This window comes from Cognatundibacterium crateris (assembly GCF_010078235.1).
GTDB lineage: Bacteria > Pseudomonadota > Gammaproteobacteria > Burkholderiales > Burkholderiaceae_D > Undibacterium > Undibacterium crateris.
Window position 1 is genome coordinate 443,246 of the sequence record NZ_JAABOS010000004.1, and the last position, 18,319, is coordinate 461,564.

The following is an 18,319-nucleotide window of genomic DNA, read 5'->3' on the forward strand; positions in this document are numbered from 1 at the left end:
AGCTGGCGTCGCTCGTGTCACAGAAAAGACGAAAGGATGAGGATGAGACGTTGGAATGGTTGGGGCGATGATACTTATAGTCTGCCTGTGCAGCCACAGGCGCTAAAGTTTTTGCAGCAGCGCTTAGGTGAGGCGGCACCCTTCAGCGATGCCAGTTGGGAGCAAGTCTGTGCGCAGGTGCCGCTCAGCAGGCTGCCAGCGCATCCTCTGATCGATACGAGTGCTGCGACCCGCGTACGGCATAGCCGGGGCCAAAGCTTGCCGGACTGGCTGGCACTGCGTTACGGACGCATCGCACATTTTCCAGATGGTGTGGCTTTTCCTGAGAGCAGTGCTGATGTGCGCAATTTGCTGGCCTGGGCAAAGCAGCATGGCGTGGCGTTGATTCCATATGGTGGTGGCACCAGCGTTGCCGGACACATCAATGTAGTGGATAGTGGACAGCCGGTGCTGACAGTCTCGCTGCAGCGCATGTGCCAGCTCATCAGTCTGGACAGGCAGTCGCAGTTAGCGAGTTTCGGCGCCGGGGTGTTTGGTCCTGATCTGGAAGCGCAGTTAAGAGCGCATGCTTATACACTCGGCCATTTTCCACAATCCTTTGAATATTCGACGCTGGGCGGCTGGGTGGTAACCCGTTCATCGGGCCAGCAATCGCTGCGTTATGGACGTATAGAACAGCTGTTCGCCGGTGGGCGACTGGAGACACCGGCGGGCAGTCTGCAGTTACCAACTTTCCCGGCATCGGCAGCGGGCCCCGACCTGCGTGAATGGGTACTCGGTTCCGAAGGACGGCTGGGCATATTGACTGAAGCGACCATCAGGATCAGCCCTTTGCCGCAACAGGAAGCCTTTCATGCAGTGTTCTTTCCTGACTGGGAACAGGCGCAGGCGGCGGTGCAACAGATCGCGCAAAGCAAATTGCCTTTGTCCATGCTGCGCTTATCGAATGCGACCGAAACATTGACCAGTCTCACGCTGGCCGGTCATGCCAGCCTGATACGCTGGCTGGAGCGTTACCTGAGTCTGCGCAATTGTAAAGAACAGAAATGCCTGTTGCTGATCGGTGCCAGTGGCAGCCGCGCGCAAGTCAGCACTGCAATACGCGCGGCACTGGCAATTGCTGGCTCGCATCGTGGTGTGCATATCGGTAAAACCATGGGTGAAAAATGGAAGCAGGGCCGCTTCCGTAACGTCTATCTGCGCAATACCTTGTGGCAGCACGGTTATGCGATTGATACCGTGGAAACCGCCTGCGACTGGCCTAAAGTCCGCGCGATGATGCAGGGTGTGGAGCTGGCCGCGCAGCAGAGCTTTGCAGAGTTTGGAGAGCAGGTGCATACCTACACCCATTTATCGCATTTATATGCGCAGGGTGCCAGTGTTTATACCACCTTCGTATTCCGCCTGAGCGGCGACTATGACACCGATCTGGCACGCTGGACGCGCCTGAAGGCCAGGGTATCCGAGACCATCGTCAGACTGGGTGGCACCATCAGCCATCAGCATGGTGTGGGACGGGATCATGCACCGTATCTGCAGGCAGAAAAAGGTGAACTCGGGCTCAGTGCGCTGCGTGCAATGGCGCACCATTTTGATCCTGAGCAGCGTATGAATCCCGGCAAATTATTTGATGCTGTACAGGATGCATCATGAAACATCCGGCCTGGCAAAACCGCGCGAACACTGACATCGCGCAAGCCCTGCAGCATCGTGGCCAAGCGTGGGATGTGGTGGTGATCGGCGGTGGCATTACCGGTGCCGGTATTTTGCTGGAAGCGGCCAAGCGTGGCTTATCTGCGCTCTTGCTGGAACAGCGCGATTTCGCCTGGGGTACTTCCAGCCGCTCTTCCAAACTGGTACACGGTGGTTTGCGTTATCTGAAAGAAGCGAAGTTTCATCTGACCCGCGATTCTGTGCGCGAGCGTGAACGCCTGATGCAGCAAGCGGATGGACTGGTGGAAGCCCAGAGTTTTGCGTTTGCCGATTATCGCGGACGCAAACCGGGACGCTGGATGTTTGCACTGGGCCTGGCGATTTATGACCGCATGGCGGGCCAGCGTGCACGTCACTATTTCAGCAAGGATGAATTCAACTTGCTCACGCCGCATATCGCCCAGCAGGATTTGCAGGGCGGGCTGTGTTATGCCGATGCCAAAACGGATGATGCAAGGCTGGTGCTCAGGGTTTTGCAGGAAGCGCAGGCTGCCGGTGCGGTTGCATTGAATTATGTAGCGGTCGAAAACGTGCTGTACAGCGATGGTCAGGCAAGCGCGGTGCAAGTGGTGGATCAGGTCAGCGGTCAGCGTTTGCAAATCGCTTGCCGCACTGTGATTAACGCCACCGGCGCGTGGGCTGCGGGTTTGCGGCGGCCAGACGTAGTGCAGGCCGATAGCGCTAAAAAGCTGCGGCCTTTGCGTGGCAGTCATTTGATTTTCCCGGCCTGGCGTTTGCCGGTGGCACAGGCCGTCAGTCTGATGCATCCACGCGATGGCAGGCCGGTATTCCTGTATCCATGGGAAGGGGTGACGCTGGTAGGTACGACTGATGTGGATCATCAGTTGGATGTCCAGCAGGAAGCCCGTATCAGTCAGGCTGAGCTGGATTATCTGATGGAAGCGCTGGCTTTCCAGTTTCCTTCACTGGCACTAAGCTGCGAAGATATTGTGTCTTGCTATGCCGGTGTCAGGACTGTGATCGATAGCGGACAGGCTGATCCATCCAAAGAAGCGCGCGATCATGCGGTCTGGCTGGAGCATGGTTTGCTGACTGTGACCGGCGGCAAACTGACGACTTTCCGTCTGATTGCGCTGGATGCGTTAAAACAGCTCAAACCATATTTCCCCCATTGGAAAGATGTCGAAGCGGCTGATACTCTGTTCCCTGATCCGCTGACAGCCGCCGCCATGGCCGAGTTACCACCGGGCTTAAATACGCAGCAATGGCGCCGTCTGTGTGGCCGCTGGGGCAAGGATGCGCTGGCGCTGATTGCGATCGCGCAGCAGACAGAATTGCAGACGCTGCCCGGTACCCAGACCTTGGTCGCAGAGCTGCGCTGGGCCGCACGCTTTGAGGCAGTCTGGCAGCTGGAGGATTTACTGTTACGCCGTACCCGCTTGGGCTTGCTGCTGAAGGCAGGTGGAACGGCTCATGCAGACTTGTTCAGGCGTATCTGTCAACAAGAGCTGGGCTGGAGTGATGCGCGCTGGCTGCAGGAATGGACGGATTATCTGGCATTATGGGAGCGTTGTTACAGTGTGCAGCATTTGTGCGTACCAAGCGCAACATCAATGACATCAGCAACATCAGCAACATCAGCAACGCCGGTATCAGTAAAGCGTTGAAACACAAAAATTTAAAATACAAAAAATAAAACGCGATTTCTGCACCACTGCGTGACAGGAACCAACAGGGCAGGGGACCTATGTCTGAGCAATACCTACTTTCTATCGATAATGGAACGCAAAGTGTGCGGGCCATTTTGTTTGATTTGCGCGGCAATATCGTGGCGAAATCTCAGGTGCATTTGGAAGCTTATTTTTCTGCGCATCCGGGTTGGGCCGAACATCATGCCGAAGATTACTGGCAAGCCGTGTGTCAGGCTTGCCAGCACCTGTGGACCACACACGGCATAGAACCCACGCGGGTGGCTGGTGTGGCGGTAACTACCCAGCGCGGTACGGTGGTCAATCTGGATAAGCAGGGGCAGCCCTTGCGCCCGGCGATTACCTGGCTGGATCAGCGTCGTACCGATGTGGTGCCGCCTGTGCATCCGCTGTGGCTGGCCGCGTTCCGGGTCGCTGGCGTGCACGACACCATACAATTTCTGCGTGGTGAGGCAGAAGCCAACTGGATCAAAGTCAATCAGCCCGAGATCTGGGAAAAAACCGATAAATTTCTGATGTTGTCCGGCTATCTGAATTACCGGCTATGTCATCGTTTCGTCGATTCTACCGGTTCTCAGGTCGGCTATATTCCGTTTGATTACAAGGGCTTGAAATGGGCCGGTAAGCTGGACTGGAAATGGCAGGCACTCGCAGTGCGTCCGGAAACCCTGCCCGAATTGCTGCCACCCGGCAGCGTGCTGGGCGCGATTACCGCTGAGGCCGCCGCAGCGACTGGCATTCCGGCGGGCACACCGCTGATTGCAGCTGCCGCTGACAAGGCCTGCGAAGTGATAGGCGCTGGCTGTCAGCAGCCACATATCGGTTGCCTGAGTTATGGCACCACCGCCACTATCAACACCACCAGCCGCAAATACGTGGAAGTGGTGCCCTTCATTCCACCGTATCCGGCTGCGATCCCCGGCGCGTACAGCAATGAAGTACAGATATTCCGTGGCTACTGGATGGTGAACTGGTTCAAAGAACAGTTTGGTCATCATGAAAAAATCCAGGCTGAACAGCAGGGCGTATTGCCGGAAGCCTTGTTCGATGAGCTGGTGAATGCGGTGCCGCCGGGCTCTATGGGTCTGATGCTGCAGCCCTACTGGACGCCGGGCATTAAAGTGCCGGGACCGGAAGCGAAAGGTGCGATGATAGGCTTTGGCGATGTACATACGCGCGCTCACATGTATCGCGCGATACTCGAAGGCCTGGCCTATGCGCTGCGTGACGGTAAGGAGCGCATAGAAAAGCGCAGTGGCGTCGCCATTACCAGTCTGCGCATTTCGGGCGGTGGTTCGCAAAGCGACGCGGCGATGCAATTGACCGCCGATATTTTCGGGCTGCCGACCTCACGCCCGCATGTGTACGAGACTTCCGGCCTGGGGGCTGCGATTGATGCCGCGGTAGGGTTGGGCTTTTACCCGGATTTTGCCAGTGCCATCGCAGCCATGACGCGCATAGGTGATACTTTTGAACCCATAGTTCATCACCATCAGATTTACAATGAGTTGTATCACCGCGTGTACCAGAAAATGTATGCGCGTCTGCAGCCCTTGTATAAAGAGATACAGCAAATCACCGGCTATCCGCAAATGCGTTAACCCTCTCCTCCGGCATGCTTCCTGCTTTTCCCAATTGTGATAAATACTAAACGGACCGGCAGGCATGACACAGAATCAGGCTGATGTGGCACCAACAAGCCAGGCAGCACAGAAAGCGCCACAAGAACAAAGTGCATGGGAGGCCCAGCTGCAGCTGGGTTTTGCCCGTGCATTTGATGCGAGCAGGTTGCTGCAGCGCTCGCATCATGGCCCTTTACGGGTACAGAAAGCCTTATATCCGGAAGGACCGGATGTCTGCCATGCCATCATCATTCATCCACCCGGTGGCATCGTGGGCGGCGACCGCTTGCAGATACAAGTCAGTTGCGCTGCTGGCAGCCATGCGCTGATTAGCACACCGGGCGCTGCCAAATGGTATAAAAGTCTGGGGCAGGCTTCGCATCAGGCGGTGCATCTGGAGCTGGCTGCGGGCAGCGTGCTGGAATGGCTGCCGCAGGAAACCATCGTGTTTGACGCTGCGCAGGTGGACATGCTGCAGGAAGTCAGATTGCAAGGCGATGCCCAATATCTGGGGTCTGAAATTCTGTGCTTTGGCCGTCAGGCCAGTGGCGAGCGTTTCACCCAGGGTTCGCTGTCCCAGCGCACCCGCATCTGGCGCGATCAGCATTTGCTATGGTCAGAGCAAGGGCAGTTGCAGGCGGGATCAGCCGCCATGCATAGTTTGCTGGGTTTGCGCGGGCATACCGTTTCAGCCACTGTGCTGGCGGCCGGACGTCTGCCAGATGCAGCACAGATGCAGACCTTGCGCGAGGCCATGCAACAACTGTGTGATGATCAGGAGCCGGGTGCAGCAGTGGGCGCCAGTGTGAGCAAAAACGTGCTGGTGGCCCGCTATCTGGGTGACTCCAGCGAAGTCGCGCGCGCCTGGGTGCAACTGGTCTGGCAGCATCTGCGGCCCATTATGTGTGGCAAGGCTGCGCAGATACCACGTATCTGGCAAACCTGAGCCTGCCGGTCTGCCGCTTTACTTTGCCTGCGTCTCCTGCTGCCAGGCATCAAAACCACCGCGTAAAGGTCGCACCTGAGTAAAGCCCAGTTCCTGCAAGCGATGTGCGGCATGGATTGCGCTGGCGTCGCCGGGGCAGGCACAGAAAGTCACTGTCAGGGTATCACGCGATAACTGTTCGCTCAGGTCGGCCAGATGACTGAGTTCTGTCTGCAGTGCACCCGGCACCAGGCCAGTTTCCGCCGCCAGCGCCGGGCTGCGTAAATCAATGATTTGCGCCTGGCGACCCTGTTGTAGCAGGGCTTGCAAATCACTGGCCTGAATATGGGGTATGGCTGCCATGCGTTCGAAGCGTTTTTTCTGCCAGAATTTCCAGCCTATCCAGCTGGCCAGTATCGCGCCAAATACCAGCGCAATGCGTATGCCATGTATCGCCAGCAGGGCCAGCATAATCGCGATCTGGGCTTGCAAGGCATAGCCGGCCGCCAGCGCCAGTCCGGCCCACAAGGCAGCACCGATGGCTGAAGCCAGCAGAAACTGGCTGCGCGACATACCCAGCGCGCCCGCTACCGGTGGTGCCACGGTGGAAAAACCGGGAATGAATTTACCAAATACCAGTGACCAGATGCCCCAGCGTGCAAAGCGTTGTTCAGTCTGATTCACACAGGAGCCGGGGTTGATCGACATGCGGCATAAAAACTTCAATATGCGGTAGCCAAATTGTTTTCCTGCCTGATACCAGATCAGATCCGCCAGCAGTGAGGCACAGACTGCTGCCAGTAGCAGCGCTGGTAAGCTCAGCCAGTGCGTGACCTGACTGGCCTGAAACATCATGGTCGGGACAGCCGGAACCGGTAAGCCCAATTGCTGTAGCAGGACGTTGATAAACACCAGCAGTTGCTGATGTTGGACTAAGAAGTCATTGAGCCAGGAAAAATTCATGGTGCAGTCAGTTCAGGTCGGTTGAGTTGGCGTCGGTGTCTGAGGTGTGACGCGTATTGTAATCCTAAGTCGGGGTCGGGCTGAGGTAGCCCGGCAATGCCTTGTGCTGCTTGTCGCTGCGTCCATGCGCCAATGCGGAGCAGGCTGCACTGTTATGGTGAGACAGTCTGGGGATAGCTCTCTGTATAAGCTGGAGTGATTCTTGCAATGCTTAAGGGTGACATGATTAATCCTTGCCTGAAAGCGAAATGCGATGGATCTGACCCCCAGAGAAAAAGACAAGCTGCTGATCTTTACCGCAGCCTTATTGGCCGAGCGGCGTAAAGCGCGCGGCCTGAAGCTGAATTATCCCGAAGCCGTGGCATTGATTACTGCGGCCATCATGGAAGGTGCGCGCGACGGTAAGAGCGTCGCCCAGCTGATGTCGGAAGGCGCACAGATACTGCGTCGTGATGAGGTGATGGAGGGGGTGCCGGAAATGATCCCCGATATCCAGGTTGAGGCCACCTTCCCGGACGGCAGCAAGCTGGTCACCGTCCATCATCCTATCCCCTAGGAGTCACTATGATACCCGGAGAGTTATTGATTGCAGACGGTGAGCTGACGCTCAATGCCGGCCGCGCGACCCGCACGCTGGTCGTGGCGAACAGCGGCGATCGTCCGATACAGGTCGGTTCCCATTTTCATTTTTACGAAACCAATCCGGCCTTGCTGTTTGAGCGCGCCGCAGGCTATGGCATGCGGCTGAATATCGCGGCCGGTACCGCAGTCAGGTTTGAGCCGGGGCAGCAGCGCACCGTCGAGTTGGTAGCGCTGGCCGGTGACCGGCGGGTCTATGGATTCAATGGCAAAGTCATGGGCGCTTTGAAGGAGAGCATATGAAAATCAGCCGTCAGGCCTATGCCGAAATGTTTGGACCGACCACGGGTGACCGCATCCGGCTCGCAGATACCAGCCTGGTGATCGAGATCGAGAAAGATTTTGCGATCTACGGTGAAGAGGTGAAATTCGGCGGTGGCAAAGTAATACGCGACGGCATGGGGCAGTCCCAGCGTGCGCATAGTGAAGTCATGGACACGGTGATCACCAATGCCGTGATATTGGATCACTGGGGCATCGTGAAGGCAGATATCGGCCTGAAAAACGGTTTGATCGCGGCTATCGGTAAGGCGGGTAATCCAGATATCCAGCCCGGCGTGGATATGATCATCGGTGGCGCGACGGAGATCATCGCCGGTGAAGGCTTGATCATCACGGCCGGCGGGGTCGATACCCATATCCATTTTATCTGCCCGCAGCAAATAGAAGAAGCACTCATGAGCGGGGTCACCACCATGATAGGCGGCGGTACTGGTCCGGCGGTCGGCACGGCCGCCACCACCTGCACGCCTGGTCCCTGGCATTTACATTCCATGCTGATGGCAGCCGATGCCTTTCCTATGAATCTCGGTTTTCTGGGCAAAGGCAATGTCAGTTTGCCCTTGCCGCTGGAAGAGCAAATCAATGCCGGTGCAATTGGGCTGAAATTGCATGAAGACTGGGGCAGTACGCCGCAGGCGATCGACAATTGCCTGAGCGTGGCAGACCGTATGGATGTGCAGGTTGCGATCCACAGCGATACGCTGAATGAAGGCGGTTTTCTCGAGCATACGCTGGCGGCATTCAAGGACAGGACTATTCATACTTTTCATACCGAAGGAGCGGGTGGTGGTCATGCGCCCGACATTATCGCTGCGGTCGGGCAGGCTAATGTGTTGCCATCTTCGACTAATCCAACCCGGCCTTATACCGTCAATACGCTGGATGAACATCTGGATATGCTGATGGTGTGCCACCATCTGGACCCGGCTATTTCAGAAGACATTGCATTTGCTGAATCGCGCATACGGCGTGAAACCATCGCTGCCGAAGACATCCTGCATGATGTCGGTGCAATCTCCATGATGTCTTCAGACTCGCAGGCGATGGGCAGGGTGGGCGAAGTGATTATGCGCACCTGGCAGACTGCGCACAAAATGAAACAGCAACGCGGTGCACTGGCTGAAGACAGCAGTCACAACGATAATTTCCGCGCTAAACGCTATATCGCCAAATACACCATCAACCCTGCTATCACGCATGGTATCAGCCATGTAGTGGGTTCGGTAGAAGTGGGCAAGATCGCCGATCTGGTGCTGTGGAAACCGGCATTTTTCGGCGTTAAGCCCTCCATGATACTCAAGGGTGGCATGATCGCTGCGGCACAAATGGGCGACCCGAATGCATCGATACCGACGCCTCAGCCTGTGCACTACCGCATGATGTTCGGCGCCTTTGGCGGCGGTCTGAAAAAATCCTTCACTTTCGTATCGCAGGCCGGATTGGATGCCGGGCTGGCACAACAATTGCAACTCAATAAAACATTAATCGCTGTGCGCAATATGCGCAGTCTGCGCAAACAGGACATGGTGCATAACAGCCTGACGCCACACATGGAAGTCGACCCGGAAACCTACCAGGTACGCGCTAATGGCGAATTGCTGGTGTGCGAACCGGCCAGCAGCCTGCCACTGGCACAGCGTTATTTTTTGTTTTAATCGAATTGGACTGGCGCAAAACTGCCGCAGCGGCGTTATGGCCTCATTCCAGGGATACACAACATGCTGACTTTACATACCAAAACCGAACAGGCTGAACAGCTCTACGGCCAGCTGGAATTGCCCTATGAATTGCGGGAAAAATCACGCTTACGCGCCAGACTGCTGTCGGGGGAAGAAGTGGCGGTGCTGACCGTACGTGGCAGCGTGATGCGCCACGGCGATTTGCTGATGGCCAGCGATGGTCGCACGGTGCAAATTCTGGCTGCGGCTGAACCGACTTACAAAGTGGAATGCGATTCAGCGCAAAGCTTATTGCGTTGCGCTTTTCATTTAGGGAACCGCCATACCCAGGCTCAGGTCGGGGCAGGTTTTTTACGCATACGGCAAGACCCTGTACTCAAAGAGATGTTGCAAGGTCTGGGGGCCAGTGTGAATGAGGAAATGGCCGCCTTCGAACCCGAATCGGGTGCCTATGGTGGCGGTCATCATCATGCGGATCACGACGGCCATCACGGACATCATCCGCTGGCACCGATACCGCTGCGTCAGCGCATACACCGGCCCGGAGATACACAGTGAAAACGATGCACATCTGCTGCGCTGAAGGCCGGAGTTAAGGCGATGCAGGCGCATGCCTTACTGCATTTGCTGCAATTGGCCAGCCCGTCATTACCGGTCGGTACCTATAGCTATTCGCAAGGACTGGAAGCGGCAATAGAACAGGGCCACGTCACGAATGCCGCACAGGCCAAAGACTGGATAGCCGCCTATGCACTGGAAGTGGTGGCACCGTTCGAGGCTGCGCTGACCTGGCGCCTGTTACTCGCCTTTGCCAGTGCCGATGCGGAAGCGGTGAGCAGCTGGAATACCTTGTTTATCGCAGCACGGGATACGTCGGAATTCCGCGCCGAGACGATACAGATGGGTTATTCGCTGTCCAGGCTGCTGCTTGATTTGCAGGTGGTCGATGCGGATGCGGCGCGAATTTTGCAGAGCTTGCCGGAGATTCCTTTTCCGACCGCCTATGCCTGTGCTGCCATCAGCTTACAAGTGCCGCCGGCGCAGGCTTTACTCGGCAGCCTGTATGCATGGGCAGAAAATCAGGTGCTGGTCTGCGTCAAATCGGTGCCGCTGGGGCAGGTGGCTGGTCAGCGCTTATTGCTGGCGCTGGGGCCAGTACTGGAGCAGGCCGCGCAACTGGCGCAGCAACTGGACGATGCCAGTCTCAGTAACTGGGCACCGGGCTTGTCTCTGTTATCGATGCAGCATGAGGTGCAATACAGTCGCTTATACCGCTCCTGAGGATGCGGTATAAGCGCCGTCTCCTACGCAGGACAACAGCAATAAACAGAAAACAAACAGAAAACAAAAACAGGACTAGCTATGAACAAACTGAATAATCCTAACCCTTTAAGAGTCGGCATCGGCGGTCCGGTCGGCTCAGGCAAAACTGCGCTTTGCGAGATGCTGTGTAAGCGCATGCGGGGTGATTATGAAATGGCAGTGATCACCAACGATATCTATACCAAAGAGGATATGGAAATCCTGATGCGCGCCAATGCCTTGCCAGCGGAACGTCTGATGGGGGTGGAAACGGGCGGTTGCCCGCATACCGCGATCCGCGAAGATGCGTCCATCAATCTGGAAGCGATTGCACGCATGAGTGCCGATTTTCCATTTCTCGATCTGATCCTGGTGGAGTCGGGTGGCGACAATCTGGCTGCTACCTTCAGCCCGGAATTATCGGACCTCACCATATATGTGATCGACGTGGCCGGCGGAGAAAAAATTCCGCGCAAAGGTGGCCCCGGCATTACCCGTTCCGACTTATTAATCATCAATAAAACTGATCTTGCACCGTATGTTGGCGCCAATCTGGATGTGATGGCGCAGGATGCACGCCGTATGCGCGGCAGCCGTCCATTCGTGATGACAAATTTGCGCAGCGGTGAAGGGCTGGAGGAAGTGGTGCGCTTTATTCGTGAGCAGGGCATGCTGGACGTGGAAAAAACGCTGCAATAAGTTGGGGAAGAAAACCTCGGCAACAATATATTGATTAGCCAGAAAAAACGGAAGACCGGTGCAGTATTTATAAATTTGTATAAGGGGACTTGTTCTATGTATTCGAAAAATAAAACACGCTTACTGATGCTGTGCCTGAGTCTGCTGGCCATGCCTGGCCTCGCATTCGCGCACGATGGCCTGCATGGTAGCTCAGGCTGGCTGGCCGGACTGATACATCCTTTCACTGGTGCGGATCACTGGCTGGCGATGCTGGCAGTGGGTTACTGGTCTGTGCAGCAAAGCAATTTGCGTCCTTATGCAGTCAGTCTGCAATTTACGCTGGCAATGTGTCTGGGTGCCTCGCTCGGTGCTGCATTTGGGGTGGCGCATCTGACTGAGTATCTGATTGCAGCATCCGTACTCTGCGGTGGCCTGGTGATGGCGATGGCAGTCCGGGTGCCGGTCATGGCGGGCGTGCTGGCGATCAGCGTGTTTGGTGCCGCGCATGGTTACGCACATGGCGCTGAGTTAGCTCCAGGTATGAGCCTGCTCGCTTATGCGGCGGGATTCACACTGGCCAGCTGTCTGCTGCAAGCCTTGGGTGCCGCCTTGTTCCTGGCCAGAAAACGACTGGCCAGCGCGGGTAAACTGCGCTTTGCAGGCTGGGGCATCGTTGCTTACGGTATCTATCTGTTAGGCCTGGGTGGCTGATTTGGGCTGAACGCCTCTGCTTACATCTGCTATGCGGAATCATTCTGGTGATTCCGCATTTTTTTTTGCTGCTGCCGCAGACAGGCCAGACTGGCTGTGCAGATTTCTACTTCCAGATGCTGTGCATCGGTCAAGACGTAAGATCTGTTGCGCCTTACACTGTGTACTGAACTTCATGCCAGCCAGCGCAGGCTTTGCGTTATGCTGCGGAGGTAAGCAGTGCTCAGTTGATCATGGTTTGCCGTGAGAGGCAGACCATGACTGAGTGGGACAGATCTATCATCCAGACCGGCAGCGGCCGGAGAAAGTCAGGCTCTATCATGTGGCAAGGTGTTATTCCTGCAGTAACGACAAAATTCACTCCTGAAGATACGCTCGATTTCAAGGAAATGCAGCGTTGCTTCCAATATCTGATGGATGCCGGTTGCGATGGACTGATCGCTTGCGGTTCGTTGGGGGAGGGACCTTTCCTGTCCCACGCCGAACGTATCGATGTGCTGAAACTGAGCAAAGAAGTATGCGGAGCTAAGCCTGCCTTGCTGACCGTGGCTGAAGCCTCAACCAAAGAAGCCTGTGCCCTGGCTGAAAAAGGGGCACGCGCAGGTGCCGATGGTTTGATGGTGGTGCCAAGCACGATTTACCATACCAATCATCAGGAAACCATCGCCAATCTGCGTGCCATCGCGGCTGCGGCTGATTTGCCGGTCATGATTTACTCTAACCGTATTGCCTATCGGGTGGATGTCACGACCGATATGCTGGAAGAGCTGGCCGATGATGCGCGCTTTGTGGCCGTCAAAGAATCCTCGGATGATATCCGTCGCAGTACAGAAATCATTAACCGCCTGGGCGATCGCTATGACTTGTTTACCGGTGTCGATAATCTGGCTTTTGAAGCGCTGACTGCCGGTGCTAAAGGCTGGGTGGCTGGTCTGGTGGTGGCCTTCCCACATGAGACGGTTGCGATCTATAAGCTGATTCAGGCTGGTCGCTATGCCGAAGCCCTCACTATCTATCGCTGGTTCCGCCCTTTACTGGATCTGGATGTGTCCAGCTATCTGGTACAAAACATCAAGTTGGTTGAAGCCATGGTGATCGAGTCCAATGAGCGTGTGCGCCTGCCACGCCAGCCTTTGCAGGGTGAAGTGCGTAGCCGTGCCGAGGCCGTGGTGCGCGCTGCACTGGCGACCCGTCCGGTCTTGCCGCAACTGGCCTGAGCCCCTATTTCAGCGCGATGAGTTTGCATAGCGATGTGCTGGTAGTTGGTGCTGGCATCATAGGCACGGCCTGTGCGTGGACCTTGCAACAAGAGGGCTACCGCGTCACTCTGATCGACGCCGCCAGTGCTGGCTGCGGCGTGACGGCAGCCGGTATGGGGCATCTGGTGGCACTTGATGAAAGTGAGCAGGAACTGGAGCTCTGTCTGTATTCACTGCGCCTGTGGCGTGAGTTTCTGCAAGCCTTTCCGGGCACTGGTGAGCATCATCCCTGTGGCACTTTATGGGTCGCTGAAAATGAGGCTCAACTGGCTGAAGCCCATCAGCGTGCGGCACGGCTGAATGCGCATGACTGGCAGGCCGAAGCCATCAGCGGTGATCAGCTGGCGCGGCTGGAACCCGCATTGCGCAAAGGTTTAGCCGGTGCGGTGCGGGTGCAGCAGGACAGTGTGATTTACCCACCCGCAGTGGCTCATTTTCTGAGTCAGCAACTGGTGGGTGCCGGTGGCCGCTATTTGTCTGGGCGCCGTGTGCAGTCGCTGGCGCCGGATCATGTGGTTCTCGCTAATGGCGAACGCATCCATGCCGCGCATATCGTCGTGACGACTGGCGGACAGCTCAGCGAGCTGTTACCTGAGCTGCGGGTATTTCCACGCAAAGGCCATCTCGCCATTACTGAACGTTATCCGGGCAGCTTACAGCATCAGGTGGTCAGTATGGCCTACGGCCAAACTACCATGCGGACGGATGGTCTGACTGTCGCTGCGAATGTACAGCCGCGTCCTACCGGTCAGTGGCTGATCGGTTCCTGCCGCCAGGATCATCAGACCGATACCGCGATTGATCCTGAGGCACTCACGGCGGTATTGAATGCAGCGATGCATTTATTGCCTGGGCTGAGCGAGATGCGCATTCTGCGCGCCTGGGCGGGTATGCGGCCAGCGACAGCCGATGGTCATCCCCTGATCGGTGTGCATCCTCATCATCCCTCAATCTGGATCGCAGCCGGACACGAAGGTTTAGGCGTCACTACTGCCTGGGCCACCGCGCAGATCATCGCGGATCAGATGGCTGGCCGCGCACCTGCGGTGCATGCCGCACACTATTGTCCATCCCGTTTCATCCAGCCGGAGACCTGAGCTATGCAAGATCAAAAGGAAGCCATCAAGCTCTGGCTGAATGGCAGACCAATCAAGGCGCAGACGGGTATCACGGTTGCGGCCTTACTCATGCAGCAGGATGAGTGGCTGACGCGCTGCTCTGTCAGCGGTGAGCCGCGTTTTGCGCTGTGTGGCATGGGTGTATGCCAGGAATGCCGGGTCACGATTAATGGACAGCCGCAACGTCTCGCTTGTCAGACTCTGTGTAAGCCTTGCATGGTGATACAGACTGCATCCCATCAGACGATGGAGGCAAAATGAAACAGCAAGAGATTTCTGCGCAGCTCCTGATTATCGGCGCCGGGCCAGCCGGTCTGGCAGCGGCCAGCGCTGCGCTGCAGGCGGGTGTGCGTATCGTTTTACTGGATGAAAATCCGGCACCCGGTGGCCAGATCTGGCGCGGTGGCGAAACCAGCTGGAAAGATGCACGTGCACATGCAATGTGGCAGCACATCAGCAGCCGTCAACAGGTGCAATACCTGCCTGCGACGCGCATCGTCGCACTGCATGCGCAAACTCTGGTGGCAGAGCAGGACGATCAGGTACTGACAATACGCTGGGAAAAGCTGATTTTATGCAGCGGTGCGCGTGAAATTTTATTGCCTTTTCCGGGCTGGACTTTGCCCGGTGTGATGGGCGCGGGCGGCTTGCAAGCCTTAGTCAAGGCCGGTGCCAGCTTGCAGGGAAAACGCGTAGTGATCGCCGGTAGCGGCCCACTGCTACTGGCTGCAGCGCAGACTGCGCAGCAAGCTGGCGCGCAGGTGTTGCTGATTGCTGAAGATCAGCCCTGGTCCGCTTTGTGCAGATTTTTTTTGCAATTATTGCGCCAGCAGCGCGCCAAAGCCTGGCAGGCGCTGGGCTTGTTCTGGTCTTTGCGAAAAGTACGCTATCGCGCGCGCAGCACGGTGTTGGCGGCATCCGGTCAGCAGCGTTTGCAGCAAGTGCGACTGCGCCAGGGACAGCAGGAAATCGAACTTAGCTGCGATGTGCTGGCCTGTGCTTATGGCTTAACGCCGAATCTGGAATTGGCGCATACGCTGAAGTGCGCGCTGACAGAAGGTAAAGTGCAGGTCGATGCGCAACAAATGACGTCTGTACGCAACATCTGGGCCGCAGGTGAGGTGACCGGTATCGGCGGTGTGGAACAGGCGCTGATCCAGGGCCAGATCGCAGGCCTGGCCGCAACCGCACAGGCGATTCCGGCTGCCACACGACGCGTGCAGCAACAGACGCTGGCATTTGCGCATTTGTTGCAAACGACTTTTGCACTCAGAGCCGGATTGCGCGCGCTATGCAAACCGGATACCCTCGTGTGCCGGTGCGAGGACGTGAGTGCCGCCCGCTTACAGCAACATGCTGACTGGCGCACTGCCAAGCTGGTGACGCGCGCCGGTATGGGGCCATGTCAGGGCCGGATATGCGGCACGGCCTGTCAGTTTTTATACGGTTGGGAAGCACCACAGCTGCGTCAGCCTGTGTTTCCCGCCAAAACATCAACGCTTGCTGCCCTGGCAGCGGGCAGCCTGAAGGAGACAGAATAATGAAAAAATTATGGATTAACGGTGAATGGACAGACGGCGCTCAGCACACTACCGTACGCAGCCCGTCTGACCGCGCTGATGTGGTTGGCGAGTACGCGACGGCAGGAGCAGAACAGGTGGAGACAGCGATTGCGGCAGCCCATCAGGCATCGCTGAGCTGGCGTCATTCGGGTGTACAGCAAAGAGCCGATGCGCTCGATCTGATCGGTACTGAAATCCAGGCGCGTAAAACTGAGCTGGGTACTTTGCTCGCGCGCGAAGAGGGTAAAACGCTGCCGGAAGCGATAGGAGAAGTAGGGCGTGCTGCCGCGATTTTCAAATTCTTTGCACAGGAAGCCCTGCGCATCCGTGGCGACAAACTGGCGTCGGTGCGTCCTGGCATCGAAGTCGATGTGAGCCGTGAACCGGTGGGTGTGGTTGGCATCATCGCGCCCTGGAATTTTCCTATCGCGATCCCGGCCTGGAAGGTCGCACCGGCACTGGCTTTTGGCAATACCGTGTTGCTCAAGCCAGCCGAATTAGTACCGGCTTCATCCTGGGCGCTGGCAGAAATTATCAGCCGTGCCGGTTTGCCGCCCGGCGTGTTCAATCTGGTGGCCGGACCTGGCCGTGTGGTTGGCGAAGCGATGGTGAATGATCGTCGCGTGGATGCGATCAGCTTCACCGGTTCGGTCGCAACAGGCAGCCGGGTACTCGCTGCATGTGCAGCGCGACGCGCCAAAGTTCAGCTGGAAATGGGCGGTAAAAATCCTTTGGTGGTACTGGCGGACAGTGATCTGGAGGTGGCCGTCAATGCGGCGGTTCAGGGTTCCTTCTACTCTACCGGTCAGCGCTGCACGGCTTCTTCGCGCATCATCGTAGAAGAGGCGATCTATGGCCGTTTTGTGGCGGCTGTCACAGAAAAACTGGGCCAACTGAAGGTAGGTCACGCCCTGCACGCAGGCGTCGACATCGGCCCGGTGGTGGATCAGTCACAGCTGGATCAGGATTTGCGTTACATACAGATCGCTAAAGACGAAGGCGCGAAACTGGCTTTTGGTGGTGAGCGCCTGCAACGTGATACCGACGGCTATTTCCTCAATCCTGCCTTATTCGTGGATTGCGATCCGGCCATGCAGCATACGCGCGAAGAAATCTTTGGGCCAGTCGCTTCGGTGATTCCGGCTAAGAATTATGAGCATGCTTTGCAGCTCGCGAATGATACGGAATTTGGGCTGACCGCCGGTATCTGTACCACCTCACTCAAGTATGCGACGCATTTCCGTCGTCATGCGCGGGCAGGTATGGTGATGGTTAATGTGCCGACTGCCGGCGTTGATTATCACGTACCTTTCGGTGGTACTAAGGGTTCCAGCTATGGTGCGCGTGAGCAGGGCAGTGCGGCGGTCGAGTTTTTCACCACCATGAAAACCAGTTACATCGCATCCTGATCTCTGCTGGTGTCAGTCTTTGCGTTGCTGAGTCAGTGCCGGTACTGGCTCAGCAACGCAGCAAAAAACGGACAGCGTCGGCACTCAGTGTCGCCAGCGTCTGGCCTTCGCGCGGACGGTACCATTGTGCGGTCCAGTTGAGCGCGCCAAACATCCAGAGCTTATCGAACTCCCCCGGCATGTGCCAGCTACCCTCGACTTTCAGTCTGTGCAGGCACGCTTCCCACACCGCTTCATAACGGTCTTTCAGATGCACGATCTCTTGTCGCGCTTCCGGATTCAAGGCGCGCCATTCATACAGCAGAACCGGGATGAAATCATGTTCCGGCGCGACCAGGGTTTCCAGATGCGCGGTCACCAGTTGCGTGAACAGTTCGCGCGCATTCAGCGGCTGCTGCTGTATCACCTCTATCTTTTCCAAAGCGTCCAGCAATCCCTGCTCCATCACCGCGCGCAGCATGTCGTGCTTGGATTTATAGTGGTAAAACCAGCTGCCGGCCTGCATGCCGCTGGCCGCTGCAATATCGCGTACGGTAGTGTGGTCATAGCCCTGTTGCCGGAACAGCGCAGCTGCGTGCCGCAAAATCAGACGGCGACTGCTGTCTGATCCGCTTTGAGTGGGACGGCCACGTTTTTTGATGAGCTTGGCGGGTGGCTGCATGTCAGGCATGTGCATTGAAAATAAAAAGAACTTGATCAGCCTGTCAGCTTACCTGAGTCAGAGCCTGAATGTAGCTGAGTGAATGCAGCAGACTGAAAAATCCTGTTGTTTCCGCATGCACTA

The 18,319-nt window shown here is 56.7% G+C and carries 18 protein-coding genes; 16 read left to right on the forward strand and 2 right to left on the reverse strand.

The features are described from left to right. Positions 1-42 precede the first annotated feature (42 nt). The 4 genes from EYB48_RS10400 (at position 43) to EYB48_RS10415 (ending at position 5,951) form a co-directional block, all read left to right on the forward strand. Entirely contained in the window at positions 43-1,653 is a 1,611-nt protein-coding gene (locus tag EYB48_RS10400) for an FAD-binding oxidoreductase (protein ID WP_162020259.1), read from the forward strand. Further along, entirely contained in the window at positions 1,650-3,341 is a 1,692-nt protein-coding gene (locus EYB48_RS10405) for a glycerol-3-phosphate dehydrogenase/oxidase (protein ID WP_162020260.1), read from the forward strand. The genes EYB48_RS10400 and EYB48_RS10405 overlap by 4 nt, the downstream gene beginning before the upstream one ends. Before the next feature lie 80 nt (positions 3,342-3,421). Beyond that, complete coding sequence (locus tag EYB48_RS10410) at positions 3,422-4,984, forward strand: FGGY-family carbohydrate kinase (RefSeq protein ID WP_162020261.1); 1,563 nt, start codon at positions 3,422-3,424, stop codon at positions 4,982-4,984. A 64-nt stretch (positions 4,985-5,048) separates the two neighbouring features. Beyond that, positions 5,049-5,951 (forward strand): urease accessory protein UreD, encoded by a 903-nt coding sequence (locus tag EYB48_RS10415; RefSeq protein ID WP_162020262.1) that lies wholly within the window; start codon positions 5,049-5,051, stop codon positions 5,949-5,951. Positions 5,952-5,969: 18 nt separating this feature from the next. On the opposite strand, the gene EYB48_RS10420 is transcribed toward EYB48_RS10415, so the two are convergent. Further along, positions 5,970-6,893, reverse strand: a complete 924-nt coding sequence (locus tag EYB48_RS10420) for a VTT domain-containing protein (RefSeq protein ID WP_162020263.1) — start codon at positions 6,891-6,893, stop codon at positions 5,970-5,972. A 253-nt stretch (positions 6,894-7,146) separates the two neighbouring features. On the opposite strand from EYB48_RS10420, the gene EYB48_RS10425 reads away from it, so the two are divergent. The 12 genes from EYB48_RS10425 (at position 7,147) to EYB48_RS10480 (ending at position 17,535) form a co-directional block, all read left to right on the forward strand. After that, positions 7,147-7,449 carry an urease subunit gamma gene (locus EYB48_RS10425; RefSeq protein ID WP_162020264.1) on the forward strand — a complete coding sequence of 101 codons (303 nt, stop codon included), beginning with the start codon at positions 7,147-7,149 and terminating at the stop codon, positions 7,447-7,449. An 8-nt stretch (positions 7,450-7,457) separates the two neighbouring features. Beyond that, positions 7,458-7,775, forward strand: a complete 318-nt coding sequence (locus tag EYB48_RS10430) for an urease subunit beta (RefSeq protein ID WP_162020265.1) — start codon at positions 7,458-7,460, stop codon at positions 7,773-7,775. Continuing rightward, on the forward strand, positions 7,772-9,469 hold the full coding sequence (ureC, locus tag EYB48_RS10435; protein ID WP_162020266.1) for an urease subunit alpha: 1,698 nt from the start codon (positions 7,772-7,774) through the stop codon (positions 9,467-9,469). Before EYB48_RS10430 ends, ureC begins: the two co-directional genes overlap by 4 nt. 63 nt (positions 9,470-9,532) lie before the next feature. Continuing rightward, positions 9,533-10,051, forward strand: coding sequence for an urease accessory protein UreE (gene ureE, locus EYB48_RS10440; protein WP_162020267.1), 519 nt, complete (start codon positions 9,533-9,535; stop codon positions 10,049-10,051). 42 nt (positions 10,052-10,093) lie between these two features. Beyond that, positions 10,094-10,774: an urease accessory protein UreF gene (locus EYB48_RS10445; RefSeq protein ID WP_162020268.1), complete on the forward strand. Its 681-nt coding sequence runs from the start codon at positions 10,094-10,096 to the stop codon at positions 10,772-10,774. Between the two features lie 81 nt (positions 10,775-10,855). Next, complete coding sequence (gene ureG, locus EYB48_RS10450) at positions 10,856-11,494, forward strand: urease accessory protein UreG (protein WP_202927750.1); 639 nt, start codon at positions 10,856-10,858, stop codon at positions 11,492-11,494. Positions 11,495-11,590: 96 nt separating this feature from the next. Beyond that, positions 11,591-12,187, forward strand: a complete 597-nt coding sequence (locus tag EYB48_RS10455; RefSeq protein ID WP_162020269.1) for a HupE/UreJ family protein — start codon at positions 11,591-11,593, stop codon at positions 12,185-12,187. Positions 12,188-12,507: 320 nt separating this feature from the next. Beyond that, entirely contained in the window at positions 12,508-13,404 is an 897-nt protein-coding gene (locus EYB48_RS10460) for a dihydrodipicolinate synthase family protein (RefSeq protein WP_162020270.1), read from the forward strand. Positions 13,405-13,421: 17 nt separating this feature from the next. Continuing rightward, entirely contained in the window at positions 13,422-14,543 is a 1,122-nt protein-coding gene (locus EYB48_RS10465; RefSeq protein ID WP_162020271.1) for an NAD(P)/FAD-dependent oxidoreductase, read from the forward strand. Positions 14,544-14,546: 3 nt separating this feature from the next. Further along, positions 14,547-14,825, forward strand: coding sequence for a (2Fe-2S)-binding protein (locus EYB48_RS10470; protein ID WP_162020272.1), 279 nt, complete (start codon positions 14,547-14,549; stop codon positions 14,823-14,825). Further along, positions 14,822-16,105 carry an NAD(P)/FAD-dependent oxidoreductase gene (locus EYB48_RS10475; RefSeq protein WP_162020273.1) on the forward strand — a complete coding sequence of 428 codons (1,284 nt, stop codon included), beginning with the start codon at positions 14,822-14,824 and terminating at the stop codon, positions 16,103-16,105. The genes EYB48_RS10470 and EYB48_RS10475 overlap by 4 nt, the downstream gene beginning before the upstream one ends. Next, positions 16,105-17,535: an aldehyde dehydrogenase family protein gene (locus EYB48_RS10480; RefSeq protein WP_162020274.1), complete on the forward strand. Its 1,431-nt coding sequence runs from the start codon at positions 16,105-16,107 to the stop codon at positions 17,533-17,535. Before EYB48_RS10475 ends, EYB48_RS10480 begins: the two co-directional genes overlap by 1 nt. Before the next feature lie 49 nt (positions 17,536-17,584). Here the strand turns inward: EYB48_RS10480 and EYB48_RS10485 are convergent, their stop codons facing one another. Continuing rightward, positions 17,585-18,205 carry a TetR/AcrR family transcriptional regulator gene (locus tag EYB48_RS10485; RefSeq protein WP_162020275.1) on the reverse strand — a complete coding sequence of 207 codons (621 nt, stop codon included), beginning with the start codon at positions 18,203-18,205 and terminating at the stop codon, positions 17,585-17,587. Between the last annotated feature and the right edge of the window lie 114 nt (positions 18,206-18,319).